This is a genomic window from Desemzia sp. C1 (assembly GCF_020882875.1).
In the GTDB taxonomy this organism is placed as follows: domain Bacteria; phylum Bacillota; class Bacilli; order Lactobacillales; family Carnobacteriaceae; genus Desemzia; species Desemzia incerta.
The window spans coordinates 1348006-1369855 of the sequence record NZ_JAJIZP010000003.1 but is presented as its reverse complement, the minus strand read 5'-3'; the positions used below and the strand labels follow the sequence as shown (position 1 = coordinate 1369855).

Sequence of the window (21850 nt, the reverse complement as noted above, 5' to 3'; positions counted from 1 at the left end):
CTTACACCCAAAATTTATTCCTCAATATTTTTGAACAGTGAATGTTTGAAGTAACTTTTTAGTCAAAATCAGTTGATAGGGATATTAGTGATACATATTTCAATAAAATGTGCCAAAGAATTAAAGCTATGAATTATTCAGGATTAATTTGTTATTTTTATCATATTCTTTTGTCGAATAAGCTTTCTTATCTCCTTGCCAACTTTGATCAGCTTTGATGCCAAATAAATTAAGGCATTCGCGTGCAAGTTTAGACTTGCCCCAGTTACTTTCTAATATTGATTGAGCAGCAGTAATGGATGGTAATATGTTATACGTTTCAAATGTTTGAAGTGCGCCTTGACGGATTTGTTCAAGAAATAATTCTTTAGTCATTGTTATCCTCCTTTCTTTTCACTACTCTTTATAAATCGATTCTTTCAATTCAGTTAACGCTTCTGTCATTTTGCTTATGATTTTCTCTAAGCGCATCAATAAATAAATTGTTATAAAGATTGGAAAACCAACATTCCCTATAAAGTTCATCCATTCTTCCACTTAACCGCTCTCCTTTCTCTCCCCCCTAATCAGCTAGATCGTATATTTCTTGGAGAAATCGTATTTCGAGACCACTTGAATGCAATTTAGCCTTAGTTCTTGAAAGACATCTTCACGCATGGAAGATGGCACTCCTTTCATGTGCTTATAAAAAAGAGGAGTCAACTCATCCACGATGACCTCTAAATCTTGTACTTTAAATGCCTGAAGCAGCTTGTCGTTTATGTTATCCAATGTATATCCGTCCTTTTCTAGAAAAGATTCTAATTTCTTTAATGCACGTTTTTTTGTCTTGGAGATAGACTGTTGAGAGACGCCTAAAATCGTTGTGATGTCCGTATTCGTTTTATCTTCTACAAATAATAACCAGATTACTTGCTCTTCCCTTTTCGTTAAAGAAGAGACCGCTTCAATAAGAGCTTCGTCTTCCATAATGAATTCCCATCTCTTTGGCGGCAAACCTAGTTCAGCAGATTGGTCTTGATTGACTGCGTATTCTAAAGATTCCTCAGAAACGATTTCAGAATACTGTTTTTGCAGACGTTCTCGTACATGTAAGCTTGTGTATTTGATATTCGTTTGGATAAGAGAAAGCAGTATAGTGTAATTCACAAAATCGGAATAGTCGCCGTTTAACTGTTCGAACAGCTTTGAGTCATTCGTCTCTAGATAATGCTTATAGATTTGTTGGTACTTTGCTTCTTTTAGAAATTTTTTCTTTAATTGCTCTTCTAGGTGTTTTTCTTTTCTGTTCATCCCACTCCCTCATTTTCTTTTTTATTGGTTACATCTATAAAAAGCGAAATAAAATCAAATAAACAACCTTTTTTCGAAAAAATACGAACACTAGTTCGTAAAAAGTATAAAGAACATTTTGTAAAAGTTCAAGAATGTTTCTTTAAATGACTTGGTTCTTATTTTTAACCGCAAAAAAGTGAATAGGTTCTGTTCTTGTGTTGAAGAACAGAACCTATCCACTTTTGCATTTCATTAGTGGTTCATTTGTAAAAAGAAAGCTTTCCTTTACATATTTTCCAAATGCAATTTCAAGTCGCCATGTTGGATCCAGCCGAATTTTCTAAACAATTCAGAAATGACCCACGTTAAAATAGCAGGTGCGATGAAACAAAAGACGATGATCTTGATCCAGATTTCAGCTGCAGGATAACCGGAAGCTGTCATTTGCGCTAAAACTCCTAAAGATATCATACCTGCAGACAATTAAAAACAGGAAAGCCGACAGAATACGTCTGTCGGCTTTCCGGATTTTCGGATTTTTAGAGGTAGACGGTAGCGATGTTGGCGTGCTGTGGGCAGTTCTTCAGCCATGACACAGAGATTGCGGGTGCTCATGGCCGAATTTTTATTTTTTCCAGCCATGAGCGGTAGCATTCCAATGCTTATGGACAAAATGAGTGACCGATACGGCCATGAACGACTACTATTCAGTGCTCATGGCCGAAAACGCATATAGATTCATAGAAATTTGCCTATTTGAACAAAGCGAAGCTACCTAATATCACTACTTTTTATTTTTCAAGGAAAATGGTGGGTATATTCGAATGCTGGGGTGACAATTTGGCCATGAGGTGGTCTTGATGGGTGCTCATGGCTGACTTTTTATTTTTTCCGGCCATGAGCAGTAACATTTCAGCGCTCATGGACCAACAGAGCCTCCGATACGGCCATGAGCGACTAATCCTAATTGCTCATGGCCGAAACCCCTGCCTAAATCCACCAATTCAAACAACCTCAATCAAAAAAAGCACCGACAGCCCAAATTGGCTGTCGGTGCTCTCCTATCTATCCACTCTTATTCTTCATTTGTTACCAATTCTAATGGAGAAGCGATGTACTCTTCCAGTGTTTCACCAGCAAAGTAATCAATGGCAGCTTGCATCGCAAGTTTACCCATCTCTTCTGGTTTTTGAGCCACTGTTGCACTCAATGTGCCTGCTTCTACAGCTTTGATGCCGTCTTCTGTACCGTCAAATCCAACGACTTGGATCTCTTCTGTCAAACCTGCCGCTTGGATTGCTTCGATAGCTCCTAAAGCCATTTCATCATTTTGAGCAAAGACTGCTTTGATGTCTGGGTTAGCTTGAAGCATATTTTCCATAACCGTCAACCCTTCAGCGCGGTCAAAATTGGCTGTTTGGCTGTCGATCACGTTTAGTATTTCTTCCGCAACGTTCGTGAAACCTTCCCCACGTTCGCGAGTAGCGGATGCTCCCGGAACACCTTCTAATTGAACTGTGTTTGCATCTTTTCCTGATATTTTTTCGATGTATTCAGCAGCCGTTTCGCCACCTTCAACGTTGTCTGATGCTACTAAAGTAACCACTTCTCCGCCATCACTTGAGCGGTCGATCGTGATAACTGGGATTCCTGAAGCATTAGCGGATTCAACGGCCGGAGTAATCGCTGATGAATCAACTGGGTTGATCAATAGAATATCAACGCCTTGTTGGATCAAGTCATCTACGTCATTCGTTTGTTTAGCCGTATCATTTTGAGCGTCGACACTTTTCACTGTTGATCCATTTTCTTCAGCTAAATCTGCAATACCTTCGTCCAAAGAAACAAAGAACGGATTATTCAATGTTGATATCGAAACCCCTACTACTAATTCTGATGCATCTTTTTGTTCTGCTTCATCATTGGTCGTATTTTCTCCTTCCAATGTTGCTGCCCCGCACCCTGCTAAAAATAAAGTTGCTGCTGCTGCCATACTCAATAATTTTTTCATACTCGTCATTCCTCCATTTTTTGTTATTTTTTATTTTTTCTATCCAATAATACGGCAATAATAATAACGATCCCTTTAACGACTTGTTGGTAGAAACTTGAGATTCCCAGCAAGTTCATTCCATTGTTCAATGTTCCAATAATCAATGCACCGATTAATGTTCCTACGATTCTTCCGCGTCCGCCTGATAAGCTGGTTCCGCCAAGAACCACTGAAGCGATCGCGTCCATCTCGTAAGATGTTCCAGCTGTCGGTTGAGCTGAGTTTAGTCTTGAAGTGATAATGATTCCTGCAAGTGAAGCCATCAAACCAGATAATGCATAAACACCGATTTTGATTTTGTCATTTTTGATCCCTGCGATGAAAGAAGCTTTCTCATTTCCACCGATTGCAAATGTTTTTCGTCCAAATGTCATTTTGTGCAGTAAGACAAACAATAGAAGGAAACTGATGACCATCAAAACAACTGGGAAAGGAATACCAAACAAGTAGCCACGTCCAGCAAATTTGAAAATAAAGCTGTCGCCGATTCCTGTGATCGGGTTTCCGTCCGTGTACACAAGCGTCAATCCACGATAGATCGTCATCGTTGCTAATGTAGCAATAAATGGAGCCATTTTACCTTTTGTGATCAACAACCCATTCACAGCACCCAATACAGTTCCTAAAATCAAGCTCAATAGCATAGCCAGTAAAGGATCCACTCCGGCAGCAATCGTTCCTGCCATCAACGCACTGCTCAATGCCAATGTAGAACCAACCGATAAATCGATTCCGCCTGTTATGATGACAAATGTCATCCCGAAAGCAATCAATGCATTAGTCGATACTTGTCTCAATAAGTTCAATACGTTTGTCGGAGCAATAAACCCAGGGTTCATGATCGTTACCAATAGGACTAAGACGATCAGTGCCAGTAACGGTCCTAATTTGCCGAGGAAATCTTTTGAGATCCGTGCGTTTTTATTCTCTTTCATCTTTTTTGTATCAATCATGTTAATAGCCTCCCGTTGCAAGTTTCATAATTTTTTCTTCTGTCGCTTCTTGTTTTGACAACTCGCCAGCGATATTTCCTTCGTGTACTACGATTACTCGGTCGCTGACTCCTAATATTTCCGGAAGGTCGCTCGATACCATAATGATCGCAACTCCTCTGTCCGCTAATTCATTCATCAATTGATAGATTTCACGTTTAGCCCCAACGTCGACACCTCGAGTAGGTTCATCTAAAATCAAGACTTTTGATCCGATACCGATCCATTTGGCTAAGACAACTTTTTGCTGATTCCCGCCAGACAAACTAGATGCAGGATCAAATTCATCAACCGCTTTAACATTCAAGCGTTTCATCAACATTGTCGAGAAATCGCTTTCTGCTTTGGTATCAATTATCCCATATTTGCTGAAGCCGTCGATCGATGGCAAGCTGATATTGTCTCGTAACGAGTAATCCAGTACCAAACCTTCTTCTTTTCGGTTCTCCGTTAAGAATCCGATGCCTTCTTTGATCGCTGCACTTGGATTTTTGATCGTCAATTTCTTGCCTTCTAAAATCATTTCTCCTTCGTCTAGAGGATCCATCCCGAAAATACTGCGCATGATCTCTGTTCGACCCGCTCCCATCAATCCTGAAAAACCAACGATCTCTCCGGATTTCACATTGAACGTAATGTCTTTGAAGCGGCCTTTTTGTGTCAGGCCTTTTGCTTCAAATGCAACCTCTCCGATTTTCGAATGTTTCGTCGGATAGTAATCTTCTAGATCTCGCCCAACCATTTTGCGCACGACTCCATCATTTGTCGTCTCTTTTGTCATAGTTGTATCAATCGATACGCCATCACGCATGACAGTGATGCGGTCACTGATCTTAAAAATCTCTTCCATCCGGTGAGAGATGTAAATGATCGATACATTTTTTTTAGTCAATGTATGGATCGTTTTGAACAAGACATCGATCTCGCGTTCCGTTAAAGCGGCTGTCGGCTCATCCATGATGATGACTTGTGCGTTCGTCATCAATGATTTAGCAATTTCGATCATTTGCTGCTGTCCTACAGAAAGGTCTTTCACGTCTTTGTCCAAATCCAATTGCACACCCAAATCGCTGAACGTTTGATTGGCTAACTCTTTCATTTTTTTCGTTTGGATCAATCCGATTTTGTTTTTGATTTCTTTTCCGATAAATAAATTCTCTAAAACAGTCATTTCCGGCCAAGTGTTCATCTCTTGATGGATAAAACTTACGCCATAATCTTCCGCTTCTTTCGGATTGGCAAAAAGTTGTTGTTTCCCGTCGATCACGATTTCTCCAGCGTCTGCCTTATGCAATCCTGTCAAAATATTCATCAATGTCGATTTACCTGCTCCGTTTTCTCCCATCAAAGCATGAACTTCTCCAGCACGAATATCAAAATCTACTCCTCTAAGAACAGAGTTGCTGCCAAAACTTTTCTTGATTCCAGTCATTTTCACTTCCATCGAACACACCTCCTAAAATAAAACGCCTGATTGCAAAATAATATTGGAATACGGGGTTGCTTCACCTGTACGAATCACTGCTTTTACATCTTTCAATTGTTGCTTGAATTCCTCATGGCTCACATAAGTGATGCGCTCTTCTTCTACAAGTTCGGCTTCAATAGCTTTTAATTGAGAAGCATTTTGTTCTTTGATCTCTTCTGCTAACACTACTTCTTCTACTTTCATGTCGTTCAATACCGCTTTTAACACTTTGATAAAAGAGGGATCGGATAACGCAATCGCCAAATCAATTCTCTTAACGCCTGTTGGAATCGGCAATCCAGCATCTCCGATCGCGATTTTATCGGTATGTCCTAAGTCTGTCAGTACTTTTGCAATGTCGCTATTTAATATTCCAAGTTTTTTCAAAGTGTTCACTCTCTTTCATCTCTGCTAACGAAGGCATGCCACCTTGAGCACCAAATTTTTGAATCGATAATGAAGCAGCTAAATTTCCGAAACGAATACTTTCGTCCATACTCATCCCTGAAGAAATCGCTACAGCAAATGCCCCATTGAATGTATCTCCTGCTCCGGTTGTATCTACCGGCTGTACTTTATAAGAAGGAATTTGTTTCTCGCTTTCTCCATCATGGTAATAAACGCCTTTAAATCCCATCGTCAAAATCAATTGATTCGGGTATTTTGCTAACCCTTCAGAAATCGTCATATCTGGGAAAAGCTGATGGAACTCACTTTCATTCGGTGTAAAGTAAGTCGCTTTTTCTAAAATACTTTGCTGTACTTCACGAGCCGGCGCCGGATTGTAAATCACTTTTACGCCACTCTCAAAGCACAACTCAATGATCTCATCCACCACTTCTTGAGGCAGCTCATTTTGTACAACGACCATTTGAGCAGATTGGATAGCTTCTTTTAAAGATTGGATTCGACTTGTATCGATCTCGTTATTCGCTCCCGGAATGTAGACGATGCTGTTGTCTCCGTCCGCAATCGTGATGTGAGCTGAACCGGATGGCTCATGTGTAACGGGTTCCACATAATCTGTATGAATCTTGTTAGTTGTTAAATTTAAGAGCAGTTCTTTTCCAAAAATATCGCTCCCAACTGTTCCGACCATATACACATCGGCACCCAGTCGAGCGCTGGCTACTGCCTGGTTAGCTCCTTTTCCGCCAAAAGTCGTTTCAAATCCTGTTCCGGTGATCGTTTCTCCTACTTCCGGTCGTTTATCTGTTGTCACCACAAAATCTGTTGAAATACTTCCAATAACCATCATTTTATTCATCTAAATCCTTCTTTCTTAATGATTCTCTTAGTTTCAAGGTTACAGGCAATTGAATATGATTTTCATGTGCATAGCCTTTTTCAAGGATGTTGCACAACAATTCTGCTCCTTGATAACCTATTTGATAGGCGGGTTGGGCAATCGTTGATAAACCTGGGTACATCATTCTGCTGAACGGCATATCGTCATAACCGATAATTTGCAGATCTTCGGGAATGTTCATCCCTCTTTTGATGGCTTCTTTCATGACAGCCAACGCGTACACATCATTGGATGCGATCACACTGTCAACATCCGGGTGTTGTTCAAAGAATCGTTCAGCTGTTTCTTCTGCCAAATTCAATTGGAAACTGGCTGTTTGGAACACTTCATAAGGAACCAGTGATTCTTGCAAGACTTTCTCGCTCCCAGCTAATCTCATTGCTGAACCAGCAACACTTTTTGGACCAACCATGATTACGACTTTTTTCGGGTTTCTTTCTACTACAGCTTGTGCAGCTAATTTGCCTCCTGCATAATCGTCTGAATGAACAGCGTATTCTTGATGGCTGTTTACTCGGTCCAGAAGAACCAACGGCATGTTGTTTAACTTGACGGTGTTTCCTTGAACAGCTGAGATGACGCCGGCAATATTGTTTTGCTCAAATATCTTTAAATAATCGCTCTCTTTTTCTGCGTCATCTTCCACATTCCCCAACAATAAACTGTATCCGCGTTGGTTCACTCCATCTTCTACTCCCTTTGCGACGGCCGGAAAAAATGGATTGGTAATGTCCGGCAGCAGCAATCCGATCAACTTCGATTTCTTCTGAAACAGTGATCTGGCTACTTCATTAGGGTAAAAATTTAGTTCCTTGACGGCTTTTTCAACTCTTTTTCGTGTAGACTCACTGACATATCCGCTATTGTTCAATGTTCTGGACACAGTAGCCACGGACACTCCTGCTAATTTCGCTACTTCTCTGATGGTTGTCATATCGAACCCTCACTTTCAAAAGTTAAAATATGAAACCGGTTACACGTAAAATGTACCATCTTTTAAAATTTCATGCAAGCACTTTCTCTTAACTTTTTGAAGTTTTTCTTTTCTTTCCAAATGATTTTGGATGTTTATTTGATAGGAAAAGGTTGGTATGTAAAGGTTACAGCCATTAGTAAGAGTTTAGAGACAAAGTTCTTAATCTCTTTCTTCGTGATACAGATTATTGTACAATGGAGCATGTTGAAAAAATGTAATATTGCATTTATAAGAAAGAACATAGAGTGGAGAATAACATATGGAAGAAACATCTAAAGGTTTAAAAAAAGAGCTGTCTTTTTTCACAGCTTTGACTATCGTAATGGGGACCGTTATCGGATCAGGCGTATTTTTCAAGCCTGAAGCTGTGTACCAAGCCACTGAAACGGCTGGTTTAGGCTTAGCAGCTTGGGTATTGGGCGGGCTGATCACAATTTGCGGTGGGTTGACGACAGCAGAACTCTCCGCTGCAATTCCGGAAACTGGCGGCATGGTCGTTTATTTGCGCCGTGCTTACGGTCCGCTGGTGAGTTACTTATTAGGCTGGGCACAAACTGTGGTTTATTTTCCAGCCAATATCGCGGCATTATCCATCATTTTTGCTACACAAGCCATCAATTTGACCGGCTTAGATTCACACTATACGATCCCCATCGCTATCGCAGCGGCGGTCTTGATCATCGTCACTAATTTGATGGGAACGCAGCAAGCCGGGCGCTTACAGTCTGTGGCGACGGTAGCTAAAATGGTGCCGCTATTCGTCATCATCATTTTCGGATTGCTGTACCAAGGTGATGTTCAATTCCAACTGCTGCCGGAAAATCTAGCTCCGACATCCACTATTTCCAAATTAGGGACCGGTTTAGTAGCCACTTTATTCGCGTATGACGGCTGGATCAACGTTGGCGCCATCGCCGGCGAAATGAAAGACCCGAAAAAAGATTTGCCAAAAGCCATCGTCGCTGGTTTGACAGCTGTTATGGGTATTTATATCTTGATCAATTTGGCTTACTTGCAAGTGATGCCGGCTGCTGCTCTAGGCGCAACCCCGACTCCTGCTGCTGATGTAGCTCATTTGATATTCGGGGACGCAGGCGGAAAATTGGTTACCATCGGAATTTTGATTTCCGTTTTCGGAACCATTAATGGGTATACGATGACCGGAATTCGCGTTCCTTACGCTATGGCATTGAACAACGAATTGCCGTTCAGCAACCAGTTGAAGAAACTCAATCGCCAACAAGTCCCTGCTAACAGTGCGATTTTACTGTTATTGATAGCAGTGATCATGATTTTTACAGGACAATACAATCAGCTGACCGATTTACTGATTTTCGTCATCTGGATTTTCTACACGTTGGTTTTTGTCGCAGTCTTCATTTTGCGCAAAAAAGAACCTGATTTGGTTCGCCCGTATAAAGCGCCATTGTATCCAATTATTCCTTTGATCGCGATCATTGGTGGGTGCTTCATCGTAGTAAATACCTTGCTGACACAGCCGGTCAACACAGCTCTCGGCATTTTCCTGACTGCTATTGGCTTGCCGATCTACTTCTACAAACAAAAGAAAAAAACTGCATAAACAAAGGCTCTTCTACTCTGGCACTTGACCAGGTAGAAGAGCCTTTTTTGTATGATTATCCGAGCAGCTCCCCACCGACAGCATAATCCGTTTTTTTCATTTCATTAATAATCACATGTACGCGCTCCGCTGGAACATCTGCATTTTTCACAACTGCTTCAGTGATATCTTTGACCAGCCCAGCTTTTTGCTCCGCAGTACGCCCCTCAACTAACTCCACATGGACAAATGGCATAACGACCACCCTTTCTTTTTCTTTTATTGTAACTTTCTTGGGCGATTATTCAACTGTTTTTTCACTACTCGTAGTAGCGCCATCTTCCAGTACCCACGGCTCTATAAGTTTGTTTCAATGTATAAGCGATTCTATTAGCGGACAGCCGACCGTCACTCCATTTGAGGAGAACTGTCTTAGTTATTTTTTGATCCGGAAACAAGAGCTTATATTCCTCAAACTGACGAATCACCGTATCCCTGATTCGTTCTTTATGATGGCAAATAGGACAGACACTATAAAGACTCTGGGTATACTCTTCTATAAAAGTTCCGCACTCGCAACAAATAACACCTTTCTTCAAGGAAGACTCTTCATAATAAGGTACCTCGCGCAACGATACATCCTCTATATGCAATGCTTTTATTTCTTCAGCAAACTTACGCTGCGTCTGACTCAATTGACCAGAAATCTCACTGACTTCTGCTAAGTGGGCTTTCAATGCACCAGGCAATATTAATTCCTCCAACATAGGAGCTTGGTACAGCGCGAAATCTTGATTCATAAAAACGATAACTGTTTTTATAGGCAAACTGTACCCCATTTGCTGCATCAATTGTCGCAACAAGGTAGAGGCATGTTTCACTTGGTCAAGAGGGTCATAAACTTCTTTTCGGCTGCGACCACTATACATCTTAGTTCCTTCATAATAATAAGTCCCTTCAAAGTTCTTCACTTCATAGATATAAATGCCTTTAGCCGTGATGATCAAAGTGTCAATTTGAAATTGCTTCCCATTAACCTTTAGAAATAAATCATTTAAAATCAGACAATCACACTTCAGCTTTTGGGTCAGCACGTCAAATTGGATTTCCCCTTTGTATCCTTTTACCCAATAAAGAAATTTGTTCCTTTCATCTCTGGATAGATTCATTCGTCTGCTTAATAACTCCATCACCCGTAAACGTTTTGGTTTTGTCCGCTCTTTAAAAGCCATCGCTTCACATTCCTCACTGTTCTTCTTACTATTAATATATGCATGAACAGCGAACTACCTTTTTTATTTTGCACAAATTTAATCGCACATGACTATTTTTTTGTTCATTTCAAATTTTAGCTTATTTAGTTTGTCTGGCGCCAAGGCGCTAGCTACTTTACACCTTCACGCTATTTTTGCGTGCACTTGTGAAGTAGATGCGTCCTACTTAACATCTCAACACCTTTTTCATGCCAACTTATCAAGTAGACACCTCCTACTTCACATCCTCGCACCTTTTTCACACCAACTTATCAAGTAGACACCTCCTACTTAACATCTCAGCACCTTTTTCGCGCCAACTTGTGAAGTAGACACCTCCTACTTCACATCTCTGCACCTTTTTTACACCAACTTGTTAAGTAGACACCTTCTACTTCACATCTCAGCACCTTTTTTACGTCAACTTATCAAGTAGACGCATCCTACTTCACATATCTGCATCTTTTTCACGCCAACTTATCAAGTAGACACCTTCTACTTCACATATCAACACCTTTTTCGCGACAACTTATCAAGTAGACGCCTTCTACTTCACATCTCTGCACTTTTTTTACGCCAACTTATCAAGTAGAGGCCTCCTACTTCACATCTCAGCACCTTTTTCGCGACAACTTATCAAGTAGACACCTCCTACTTCACATCTCAACACCTTTTTCGCACATACTTGTCGAATAGACATCCACATACCCACCTGCAGGTAAGACATTTGCAGCTCAAAAGCTCGAGAAACAACAAAAAAAGCGCCGGTCCTCCACAACGGAAGACCCGGCACTTTTAAAAATGAACTAATTATTTTTTCATGTCGAACAGACGAGCATTTTTCACGTCTTCAATCGTTTGTGTACCAGCTAATTGCATAACACGTTTCAAGTCTTTTTCGAAGTAGTCTAAAACTGATTTAACACCTTTCCAACCACCTAAAGCCAATCCGTACAACACCGGACGACCCACAGCAACAATGTCCGCACCGCTTGCTAGAGCTTTGAAGATGTGCTCTCCACGACGAACGCCGCTGTCGAATACGATCGGCACGCGACCAGCGACTGCTTTAGCAATCTCTTCCAGTGTATCAAATGAACCTGGTGCTTCATCTAATTGACGACCACCATGGTTAGAAACCCAGACACCTGATGCGCCGGCACCGATTGCCAAGACAGCATCTTCTGGAGTTTGGATCCCTTTGACAAAGACAGGCAATCCTGAGTATTCCGCAATAAACTTCACATCAGCTGGATTGATTTTTTGTTTCGATTGAGCATAAATATTGTTTAGTGACATGTTTTTGCCTGAACCAGTCAAGTAGCGAGACACGATTGGCATACCGAACGGGTACACGAATTTGTTCAGCAAATCTTTTTCACGGTTTCCACTCAATGTCGCGTCAGCCGTTAGAATGATCGCAGTCGCTCCATCAGCTTTCGCTTCATCCAAGATATTTTTGTTCATGTCATCGTCTTTACTCATGTAGATTTGGAACCAACGAGGATTGCCGTTCAAGCCTTTTTCGATTTCTTCAAATGTAGCTCCAGAATAAGCACTGATCGACATGATCGTTCCGCCGAATTCAGAAATCCCTCTAGCCGTTCCCGCTTCTTTTGTTTCATGAGCTAATCCATGAGCTGCGATCGGTGCCATGATGAATGGAACTTTGATGTCATGACCTAAAATAGATGTTGAAGTATCTGGATTTTCCACATCTGCTAATACGCGAGGCAAGATTCCTTTGTTTTTCCAAGACTCATTGTTTTGTTTCAACGTGTATTCTTCTCCAGAAGCTCCAGAGATATAATCGAACCCACCTTTAGGAACTACTGCACGCGCTTGGTCTTCAAGACGGTACGTGCTGACTACTTCGATTTCTTGCTCTACTGTTGGTGCATCATATTTGATTGTTTGTTCTGCCATAATTTTTCAACCATCCTTTTTTGGGTATTGTTGTTTTATAAAGTATAACTCAATTTAGCTTAAAATAGTAAATTTGTGATCGGTACAGTCAATGGTGCTAAAACTACCACAATCAGTCCTGTAACCACGATCGATAATCCTGACATGGCGCCTTGTACTTCGCCCATTTCAATAGCCTTTGTTGTTCCCATTGCATGAGATGAACTTCCAAGAGCGACCCCTTGAGCTACCGGATCATCAATTTTGAAAATCTTGAAAACGGTCTGCCCAACAACTGCCCCGATAACGCCGGTAAATACAACGACCGCAACGGTTAGAGAAACAATGCCGCCTAAGGAATCTGAAACCCCGACCGCAATAGCTGTAGTAATCGACTTAGGAATTAACGTCGCTCCCATATTGTGGTCAAATTGGAACAGTAAAGCAAAAGCGTAAATCATGATCGTATGGAAAAAAACTCCTGAAACGATTCCTGATAAAATAGCTGCATAGTATTTTTTCAAATACACAATATTCTTTTTCAATTTGATCGCTAAAGCTACCGTAGCCGGTGTAACGAACAAGCTGAAGAATCGTCCGCCTGTGTTATAAGTATCTATGGAGATGTCTGTTGCAAGCAACAGGATAATGATCATAATGATCGCAAATACTAATGGCGTGAATAAAGGGTTTTTAGGCCACTTTTCTTTCAACCTTCCTGCCAGCAAATACAACCCGACAGTCAATGAGATCCACAACATTGGGCTGTTTAATATACTATCAAGCACGCGACCCCTCTCCTTCCTTTACCACATTATTTTTCATGACTAATTCTTTGACGCTTTGAACTACTTTTCCGACAAATATCATCATCAGTATCGTTGTCACGACCATAATGATCAACAGTTGCCACCAAGTATCCGCCAAGACACCAAAGTTCGTCATCAATCCTACACCTGCTGGAACGAAAAAGATTCCCATATTGCTCGTCAGCCATGTGCCGACTTCATCTACTTGTTCCACTTTCAATACATTCAGCTGTAACGCTAGGAATAATAAGACCAGCCCGATAACGCTCCCAGGGATTGCAATAAATGAAGCAATCAAAATAGATAGGACTTCTCCAATAAGGGAGAATAAGAAAATCAATGATAGTTGTTTGATTATTTTCAAAAGACCACACCTTCCATAAATATTTTGTAAGCGCTTCAGTACATAAACTATATCATGGTACTCTTCGGTTATGAAATACTGTATTTTTATGGTACTATAAATAATATTTATATAAACTTCACTTGTTATACGTTTTGTTTATGTTATATCTTTCACAAGTGAGCAAAGGAGCCTTCCATGAATTTACAAGATTTAGTGTATTTTAATCACTTAGCTAAAACCCTTAGTTTTACCGCAACTGCGCAGAATTTCTATGTGTCGCAGCCGTCTATCTCGATGGCGCTTAAACGCTTGGAAAAAGAGTTGGATACCGTCCTGATTGATAGAAAACGAGTTCACAAGAACTTGCATTTAACTGAGACTGGTGAAATACTTCTCAAACATTCTACACAAATTTTAAGTACGATTGATACGATTGCTGAAGAGATCCATGATTTGAAAAACGAAGTCGTTTACTTTGGCTTCTTGCCAACTATAGGCGGGCGTTTCATGACGCAATTCATGCCTCGCTTAGGAAAATTTTCTTCTTCCATGAAATTGATTGAAGAAGAAAGTTCCGATGTGATGTACGATTTGGTCCAAAAAGGACAGGTTCCTCTCGCCATTATCGGAAGCGATGTAGCCAGTTTTGAAGACAGCAACATCTTGCAGATTCCTTTGAAGCAAGAAGAAATGGCGCTCTGTGTATCTCCTGACAACCCATTGGCGCAAAAAGCTGTCGTTACTGCTGCTGATATCCAAAATGAACTGTTCGTCTCTTTGACCCAAGGGTACACTCATGAACGCATTTTTGAAGAATGGACTAAAAGCAATCACATCGAGCAGCCGCAAACTCTTTATACAAAAGAGATTCAAACAGCTTTATCAATCGCTTCATCCACTAACATGCTGGCTTTCATGAGCGATATTCTAGTAAAAGACAGACCCGGTTTGGTTAGAGTACCAATCGAAAATGCGCCGAAGTTTTACATCAGTCTGATCGTCAATAACAATCTCAACAATGCTACTTATTTCCAAAAAAAGTTTAACCAAAAAATGATTGAATTGGTGGAAGCTTATAACCACTAACTTAAAAAAAAATGAGAATAAAAAAAGATGCTTAATTACGATTTACCAGAGTAAATATTTCTTGAAACTGACTTACTGAGCATGTTTAAGAAGAAAATAATCAAAAAATAGAGTGGCTGGAAATCACTGACTCTGAATAAAAAAGCAATGAAATAATCATGAAGCTGATTATTTCATTGCTTTTTTGACTGCTTTTTATTTAAAGTCTCCCAATTTTATATTTTAGGAAAAGTAATATTTCTCCAAATTAAAAAATAAAATCAAAAAAACTACCAAACTCTTGTATTACCTTTAAAGGTTCAATTTTCCATCTTCATTAAATCTATGGATAGCTGAGACAGCTAGCTCTTTATTAATCATTAGTTCAAGAATATCAGCAGGAATGGTTACTGTGTGCGCTCCTGCATCAAAAGCCTTAATAACTTGGTTGGTATTTTTAAAACTCGCTCCCATAATGCGTGTATTCAAATTTCTTTCATCAATAAACTTCCTTGTTTGTGCGATTGCTTCATAAGGATTTAAATTATTGTTCTCCATTCGATTCACATATATTGCGAGATAGTCACAACTAGCTAGCGCTCCAATAATAGCTTGATCCGCAGAGTAAATAGCAGTCCCAAGGATTTTCTTATTCGGATGCCTTTCTTTGATGAAACGAATCATTTCTAACCCGCTAAAGTTCAAGGGGATCTTTATTTCTATCTGTCTTTTCAGGTCTCCTCCAGCAAACAGGTTATCGAAATCTTCTCTTAATTCACTAAAAGACTCTCCTACTAGTTGTACAAAAAGCATCGGTAATTCTTCGTGTAAGAGCGGATCAATTTGCTTTTCTCGTGACATTTTTTCTCTGGCTAGGATTGTCGGATTGGTCGTAATTCCTTTAATTAGGCCTGTATTTTTGTACTTTTGTATTTCTTGAATATTTGCCGTATCTAAAAACATTTGATGATTCTCCTTTACTATTAAGTATATAAAAAAGCTTTATTCTCTATTTAAAGAATAAAGCTTTTCCGTGATGACTAGAGGGCATAAGATTTCTTAGCTACTAATTCTTTCGTTCTTTCTACAATCTGTTCTGCTGACATCTCATAATCTTTTTTAAGCCATTCGGTTGTTCCTACTTGCCCAAACTTTTCATTTACCCCTAAGCGAGTTTGCAAAGTCGGTTTGTTCTCTGAAAGTACTTCAGCTACAGCACTTCCTAATCCGCCTATGATGTTGTGGTTTTCAACCGTTACGACTGCACCCGTTTCTGCAGCTGCGATAATCGCTTCTTGATTGATTGGTTTAAGGCGATAGACATCAAGGACTTTTGCATCAATCCCTTCTTTTGCCAATGCTTCTGCCGCAATCAAGGCTTCCGATACCATTATTCCTGATGCAAGGATTGAAGCATCTTTACCTTCTTTAACAACCTTAACCCCTTCATCAAATGTTTCATCTGTTTCATATAGTTTGTCTGCAGCTTTACGAATTGTCCGAATATAGGTTAACCCATCGCTTTCATAAGCCTTATACAATAATGCTCTTAACATTGAAGAATCACTGGCTTCATAGACCGTAGTGCCTGGTATGGTTCTCATTAGAGTCAAGTCTTCAAACGGCATATGAGTTCCACCATTAGCTTCAGCAGTTACACCAGCGTCAGACCCAATGATAACAGCATTTAATTGCGCATACGCAAGCGAAACAAACACCTGGTCGTATACTCTACGTGAAGCAAAGTTGGCAAATGTATGAACAAATGGTTTAAATCCAGCAACAGATAACCCTGCAGCCGCCCCTATCATTTCGGCTTCCATAACGCCTACATTGACCAGACGATCTTTAAGTTCATCTTTGATAGTATCTGTTTTCATCGAACTTGATAGATCTGCTTCCAAAGCAACTAGTTTTCCTTCTTTGTTGGCCAATTCAACTAAAGTATTTGCGTAAACAGCTCTCATTTCGATAGATTCTTTTGTAGGAGTGTACGTCATAATGCCACCTCTATTTCTTTTTCTAATTCTTCAATAGCTAGACGGACAGCTTCTTTTGTCTCTTCATCTGGGCGCAAATGATGGTTATTGTCCATCTGCTCGATAAACGGAATACCTTGTCCTTTGATCGTATCTAAGACAATAGCAACTGGTTTTTCAGTGGATTTTTTCGCCCGTTCCACCGCTGCTGAAATCTCTTCAATCGAAGCTCCGTCCACTCTTTCAGACTCAAATCCAAAAGCTTTGAACTTTTCTACAAAATCAAATGTTCGACTAATATCTGATGTAGGACCATCCAGTTGCATCTTATTGTCATCTACGAATACGATTAATTTGTTTAACTGATGGTGAGCAGCCATTTGGATAGCTTCCCAACATTGTCCTTCATTAAGTTCGCCATCTCCAACAATGCAATAAGTATAATTGTCTCGTTCTGCGAATCGATTCCCTAGTGCAATTCCGGTAGCTGCAGAGATTCCTTGTCCTAAGGATCCAGTAGTCATGTCAACCCCAGGAATCTTATTACGGTCTGGATGTGATGGCAAATTAGTACCATTTTTATTTAACGTATACAACCAATCTTCTTCGAAATAACCTTTCAAAAATAGTGTGGCATACAAACTAGGCCCAGCATGTCCCTTGGATAAGACAAAGTAATCTCTATTTGGGTCATTTTTTGTTGCTGCAGATACATTCATCTTGTCACCATAAAGTACGGCTAATGTCTCAACAATTGAAAGACTACCGCCATAGTGTCCAAATCCCATACAATACAATTCTTTCAATGTATAATAACGAATCTTTTTGGAAAACAGTTGCAAGTTATCCATTTATGAACCTCCTGATTTTATTTATTAAACAGCTTCTTTATTTTGGTTTTTGTTCTTAAACATTATTGTTAAACCAATCATAGCTCCTAGAGCAAGGATAATTCCTAAAACAACAGCTACTTGTCCACCATATTGTCCAACTAATCCTAGTATCAAACCGCTGACTGCAAAATCTCCATCAGAGAAAGTGGATCCGGCAAAACCAAGATCTCCTAATACCGGTAATAAGAATGCTGGTAAGAAACTGATCACAATCCCGTTGACAAATGAACCTAGAACCGCTCCTCTAAATCCACCTGAAGCGTTTCCAATAACTCCGGCAGTAGCTCCTACGAAGAAGTGAGGCACGACCCCCGGTAAAATGACAACTGATCCAAGTATTACCATCAAAAACATGCTGACTAATCCACCGACAAAACTTGCAAAGAATCCTATTAATACTGCATTTGGTGCATAAGGGAAGATAACCGGACAGTCTAAAGCCGGTTTTGCATTCGGAACCATTTTTTCAGAAATCCCTCTAAATGCAGGGACAATCTCTGCTAAAATCAAGCGAACACCTGCAAGAATTACAAACACTCCAGCGGCAAAAGTACCCGCTTGCTGGATAGCATACATAATGTGGTTTGTTCCATTACTAATGTTTGTTGTGATATATTCTCCTCCAGCAAAAATAGCTACAGTAACATAAATAATCCCCATTGTTAACGCAATACTTACCGTAGAGTCACGTAGGAACCCAAGTCCTTTGGGAAATTTGATGTCTTCTGTAGAACGTTCCTTGTTTCCAAACCATTTACCCACCAATCCACTCAAAGCATAAGTGACTGCGCTAAAATGCCCCAATGCCACTTCGTCTCTTCCCGTTAGTTCTCTCATAAACGGTTGTACCAAAGCCGGTGAAACCGTCATGATAATGCCTAAGGCCAGTCCACCTAATAGAACAAGAGGTACTGTCGTAAATCCAACAACTGATAAAATAACAGCAACCATACATGCCATGTATAAGGTATGGTGACCTGTTAAAAAGATGTATTTAAAGCGAGTGATACGGGCTATCAGTATATTGAACACCATCCCCAGCAACATGATCAAAGCAGTTGTTGTTCCAAATTGATTTAATGCTACAGCAACAATCGCTTCATTATTTGGAACGACTCCTGTCATACTAAATGCTTCTTGAAACATTTCCCCAAATGGTACAAGAGAATTTTCAACAGCTCCGGCACCCGTCGTTAAGACAATGAACCCGACAAATGTTTTCACTCCGCCTTTTACGATGTCCGATACAGGTTTCTTTTGCAATATCAAACCTAATACCGCAATAAGTGCCACAAGCAAAGCTGGAGTACTGGCAATATCAATAATAAGTTGTAATATATTATTCATCAAAAACTCCCCCTATGAATTAGATAAGATTATTTTCTTGTGCTACTTGAGCCACTCTTTCTTTTAGCTCATGCATATCAATAATGCTGTTTAGGATACGCACATCCCCTAAATCTCTCGCTGCATCTTCCAAATCTTTCCCTACAAACCAAACATCTGCTGCATCTTTTGTGGCAGATCCCATATCATAGTGGTTAACGTCTACTTTTGACATATCGACCCCTAAATCTTTTAACACCTTTTCGATATTCATTTCCAACATAAAACTCGATCCTAATCCACTTCCACAAGCTGTCCCAATTCTAAGCATATTTAACATCCTCCTCTTTATTTTTTATTATTTCAAATATTTCTGCTTTTGCTGATGCTGATTTCAATCGTTCTAATTTTTCTGAATCACTTAATATTTGTGTTAATTGAGATAGTGCTTTTAAATGCGTTTCATTATCGATTGCGGCTAAGGTAATAAATAAATCAATCTTATGCGCCTCATCTCCTAACAAACTGACTGGTTTAGATAACTTCAATAGACTTATCCCTAACTCCAATACTCCCTCATCCGGTCTAGCATGTGGTATAGCTACTCCTTGACCTAAATCAATGAATACTCCAAACTCAGCCAGTTTATCAAAAATAGCTTGAATATATCTTTCTTCTATAATTCCATTTTCAATCAATGGTTTACAGCTTAATTGAATACTTTCTTTCCAAGAGAGTTCATTCTCTTGATTATCATAAATTTGAATGTATTCTTCTGTTAACAATTCTTCTAACATAGGTAAATCCTTCCTTTCTTCATCGTATGCGTGTAAAGTTTTTTTAGATAATGCTTCTACCAATTTCTTCTCATTTTTCACGTCTGCATATTTATGGATAATTTTTAAAAGTTCATCTACATCTACTGTTGCATTTCTCTCTAATAGAAAGTCTTTCGATACCCTATGGATCAAATTGCTTTTTGTCTGATGGTTCATGACCGGTTTTACGATATAGAGCGGTTTGTCCGTGTGAATAAAAACAGTGGAAAACACTAAGTCGTAATCAATTTCAGACACACCGTCAAAATCATCCTTAGAATGTTTTTGTAACCAGTAAAATTCAGGAAATAATTGTTCTAATTCAGATTTTAGAATCAAGGATGAGCTGACTCCGCTTGGACAAACAATCATCGCTTTATGTTGCTCTTTTCTATTCAATTGTTTTTGTATCTGACCACCAAAATGAATCACGAAGTAAGCAACTTCATCATCCGAAATGTGAGTTCGGGTTAAATCTGATAGAGGCTGCAAAGCATTCTCAACAATTACAAACAATTCTTCATTCTCACGCTTAATTTGCTCAGCTATGGTATTACGCTCTTGCATATCAAATATTATTCGATAATATGCCGGGACTAAATGGGTATACAGAGTTTCAATCAACTTGTCTCTTCCATCAAAAACAACTAAAGCTAGCGCTTCCATTCTTTGGATCACTTGGTGAGTCACTTTCATTAAACGTTCATCTATTCTGGTGTGAATATTTCCTTCTACAAGCCCTAATAATAAAGTACTAAGGTATAACGCCTCCGAATTGATTCTGTCAGCGGATAAGAATTTTTCTACAGCTTCCAAACACATCAGATACACGTTTGACTCCTCGATTTGTTTCATCTCTTCTTCTCTTTTATAACCACACGGTGAAAAATGTTGCCTCACACGTATAAACTCAATTAAACAACTCATTTCACTTAATCGGCTATCCACAAACGACACTCCATAAATCAGAGCTAACTCTTTTATTATGCGCGTCAGTCTTTCCAAATCTATTTGTAGATTCCAGCTGGAAAATATATACGATAAAGCCCATTCACCAATTGGTTCTTGCAACAGAAGATTGATGCAGTGCAATGCAGCTTTTCTTTTATCTCCTTCTTCTCCAGCAATATAATAACCACCTAAACGACTATACTTGAATTCTAGGTTAAATTTTTCTAGGTCTACCCTTAACTTCTTGACATCTGTAAGTGCAGTGTTCTTGCTAACGTGCAGCAACTCTTGAAAGTGAAAGTTCGAAACAGATGTTTGCCGTATAAAAGTATAAAGATATAAGATATACCGCCTTTCTTCCTCGTCTAGATAAACTTGAACTTTTCGAAAGAAGTGAGCAAGCTCCTCCTTTTTTTTCAGCAGCTTTTCAGGAACACTATATCCCTCTTTTTCTAATGTCATAATGGGAAAACCAGCTTTTTCAATTGCTTCGTTGAGTTCATGCATCTCTTTTTCTGTTTCTTCTTTTGTTTTTCCAATGACCATGGCTAGCTCATAAAAAGTCATTTGTGGCATATCTACTATTTGACCTAGCAAAGCAAATAGTTGATTGTTAAACATATATGTTTTCCTCCTAACTAAAGTATATTTTGTTAGCGCTTACTATTCAACCTTTATTGGGCCCAAAGTACACAAGGTTGTTTGTTGGCTCATTGGGCTCAACTTTTATTCTTATTTTTGTGTTTAAACTTTTTGGAGCTGACAGACTTTCATTTTCTACATAAAGTTAAGGTAGTGGACTACATCTATTTTTGACATAGTTGTATGGTTGAACATCAGAAGAAAATTGAAGAAATATATTTTTTGATTC

At 39.5% G+C, this 21850-nt stretch carries 23 protein-coding genes; 2 read left to right on the top strand and 21 right to left on the bottom strand.

Annotated elements, in window-relative coordinates; translation table 11 throughout:
* Positions 1–126: 126 nt before the first annotated feature.
* From LMF32_RS07025 to LMF32_RS06980, 10 genes are all read right to left on the bottom strand, one after another.
* On the bottom strand, positions 127–375 hold the full coding sequence (locus LMF32_RS07025; RefSeq protein ID WP_230524331.1) for a glucosaminidase domain-containing protein: 249 nt from the start codon (positions 373–375) through the stop codon (positions 127–129).
* Between the two features lie 21 nt (positions 376–396).
* Positions 397–537 carry a YvrJ family protein gene (locus LMF32_RS07020; protein ID WP_230524330.1) on the bottom strand — a complete coding sequence of 47 codons (141 nt, stop codon included), beginning with the start codon at positions 535–537 and terminating at the stop codon, positions 397–399.
* 33 nt (positions 538–570) lie between these two features.
* Complete coding sequence (locus tag LMF32_RS07015) at positions 571–1293, bottom strand: sigma-70 family RNA polymerase sigma factor (protein ID WP_230524329.1); 723 nt, start codon at positions 1291–1293, stop codon at positions 571–573.
* Positions 1294–1560: 267 nt separating this feature from the next.
* A complete protein-coding gene (locus LMF32_RS07010) occupies positions 1561–1746 on the bottom strand; it encodes a PTS sugar transporter subunit IIC (RefSeq protein WP_278046276.1) in 186 nt (61 codons plus the stop codon).
* 604 nt (positions 1747–2350) lie between these two features.
* Positions 2351–3286: a D-ribose ABC transporter substrate-binding protein gene (locus tag LMF32_RS07005; RefSeq protein WP_230524327.1), complete on the bottom strand. Its 936-nt coding sequence runs from the start codon at positions 3284–3286 to the stop codon at positions 2351–2353.
* Positions 3287–3309: 23 nt separating this feature from the next.
* Positions 3310–4281 carry a ribose ABC transporter permease gene (gene rbsC / locus LMF32_RS07000; RefSeq protein ID WP_242597290.1) on the bottom strand — a complete coding sequence of 324 codons (972 nt, stop codon included), beginning with the start codon at positions 4279–4281 and terminating at the stop codon, positions 3310–3312.
* 1 nt (position 4282) lies between these two features.
* Positions 4283–5764: a sugar ABC transporter ATP-binding protein gene (locus LMF32_RS06995; protein WP_230524326.1), complete on the bottom strand. Its 1482-nt coding sequence runs from the start codon at positions 5762–5764 to the stop codon at positions 4283–4285.
* A 12-nt stretch (positions 5765–5776) separates the two neighbouring features.
* The gene (rbsD, locus tag LMF32_RS06990; protein ID WP_230524325.1) at positions 5777–6175 is read right to left on the bottom strand and encodes a D-ribose pyranase; all 399 of its coding nucleotides are present in this window, start codon (positions 6173–6175) and stop codon (positions 5777–5779) included.
* Entirely contained in the window at positions 6150–7055 is a 906-nt protein-coding gene (rbsK, locus tag LMF32_RS06985; RefSeq protein ID WP_230524324.1) for a ribokinase, read from the bottom strand. The genes rbsD and rbsK overlap by 26 nt, the downstream gene beginning before the upstream one ends.
* Entirely contained in the window at positions 7048–8031 is a 984-nt protein-coding gene (locus LMF32_RS06980) for a LacI family DNA-binding transcriptional regulator (protein ID WP_230524323.1), read from the bottom strand. The genes rbsK and LMF32_RS06980 overlap by 8 nt, the downstream gene beginning before the upstream one ends.
* Positions 8032–8332: 301 nt before the next feature.
* Between LMF32_RS06980 and LMF32_RS06975 the strand changes: the two genes are divergently transcribed.
* Positions 8333–9655, top strand: coding sequence for an amino acid permease (locus LMF32_RS06975; protein WP_230524322.1), 1323 nt, complete (start codon positions 8333–8335; stop codon positions 9653–9655).
* Between the two features lie 55 nt (positions 9656–9710).
* On the opposite strand, the gene LMF32_RS06970 is transcribed toward LMF32_RS06975, so the two are convergent.
* The 5 genes from LMF32_RS06970 to LMF32_RS06950 all read right to left on the bottom strand — a co-directional run bounded on the left by LMF32_RS06970 (position 9711) and on the right by LMF32_RS06950 (position 13965).
* Positions 9711–9890, bottom strand: coding sequence for a 2-hydroxymuconate tautomerase (locus tag LMF32_RS06970; protein ID WP_092481189.1), 180 nt, complete (start codon positions 9888–9890; stop codon positions 9711–9713).
* Positions 9891–9954: 64 nt separating this feature from the next.
* Positions 9955–10866 carry a nuclease-related domain-containing protein gene (locus LMF32_RS06965; RefSeq protein WP_230524321.1) on the bottom strand — a complete coding sequence of 304 codons (912 nt, stop codon included), beginning with the start codon at positions 10864–10866 and terminating at the stop codon, positions 9955–9957.
* An 831-nt stretch (positions 10867–11697) separates the two neighbouring features.
* Positions 11698–12813 carry a lactate oxidase gene (locus LMF32_RS06960; protein ID WP_230524320.1) on the bottom strand — a complete coding sequence of 372 codons (1116 nt, stop codon included), beginning with the start codon at positions 12811–12813 and terminating at the stop codon, positions 11698–11700.
* 59 nt (positions 12814–12872) lie between these two features.
* Positions 12873–13580, bottom strand: a complete 708-nt coding sequence (locus LMF32_RS06955; RefSeq protein WP_230524319.1) for an LrgB family protein — start codon at positions 13578–13580, stop codon at positions 12873–12875.
* A complete protein-coding gene (locus tag LMF32_RS06950; RefSeq protein ID WP_230524318.1) occupies positions 13573–13965 on the bottom strand; it encodes a CidA/LrgA family protein in 393 nt (130 codons plus the stop codon). Before LMF32_RS06950 ends, LMF32_RS06955 begins: the two co-directional genes overlap by 8 nt.
* A gap of 177 nt (positions 13966–14142) precedes the next feature.
* Between LMF32_RS06950 and LMF32_RS06945 the strand changes: the two genes are divergently transcribed.
* Positions 14143–15033 (top strand): LysR family transcriptional regulator, encoded by an 891-nt coding sequence (locus LMF32_RS06945; protein ID WP_230524317.1) that lies wholly within the window; start codon positions 14143–14145, stop codon positions 15031–15033.
* 291 nt (positions 15034–15324) lie between these two features.
* Here LMF32_RS06945 and LMF32_RS06940 read toward each other — a convergent pair whose 3' ends face one another.
* The 6 genes from LMF32_RS06940 to LMF32_RS06915 all read right to left on the bottom strand — a co-directional run bounded on the left by LMF32_RS06940 (position 15325) and on the right by LMF32_RS06915 (position 21600).
* A complete protein-coding gene (locus tag LMF32_RS06940) occupies positions 15325–15975 on the bottom strand; it encodes a transaldolase family protein (RefSeq protein ID WP_230524316.1) in 651 nt (216 codons plus the stop codon).
* 77 nt (positions 15976–16052) lie between these two features.
* Positions 16053–17012: a transketolase C-terminal domain-containing protein gene (locus LMF32_RS06935; RefSeq protein WP_230524315.1), complete on the bottom strand. Its 960-nt coding sequence runs from the start codon at positions 17010–17012 to the stop codon at positions 16053–16055.
* On the bottom strand, positions 17009–17842 hold the full coding sequence (locus LMF32_RS06930; protein ID WP_230524314.1) for a transketolase: 834 nt from the start codon (positions 17840–17842) through the stop codon (positions 17009–17011). Before LMF32_RS06930 ends, LMF32_RS06935 begins: the two co-directional genes overlap by 4 nt.
* 24 nt (positions 17843–17866) lie before the next feature.
* Positions 17867–19231 carry a PTS ascorbate transporter subunit IIC gene (locus LMF32_RS06925; RefSeq protein ID WP_230524313.1) on the bottom strand — a complete coding sequence of 455 codons (1365 nt, stop codon included), beginning with the start codon at positions 19229–19231 and terminating at the stop codon, positions 17867–17869.
* 19 nt (positions 19232–19250) lie between these two features.
* The gene (locus tag LMF32_RS06920; protein WP_230524312.1) at positions 19251–19541 is read right to left on the bottom strand and encodes a PTS sugar transporter subunit IIB; all 291 of its coding nucleotides are present in this window, start codon (positions 19539–19541) and stop codon (positions 19251–19253) included.
* Positions 19534–21600, bottom strand: a complete 2067-nt coding sequence (locus LMF32_RS06915; protein WP_230524311.1) for a BglG family transcription antiterminator — start codon at positions 21598–21600, stop codon at positions 19534–19536. Before LMF32_RS06915 ends, LMF32_RS06920 begins: the two co-directional genes overlap by 8 nt.
* Between the last annotated feature and the right edge of the window lie 250 nt (positions 21601–21850).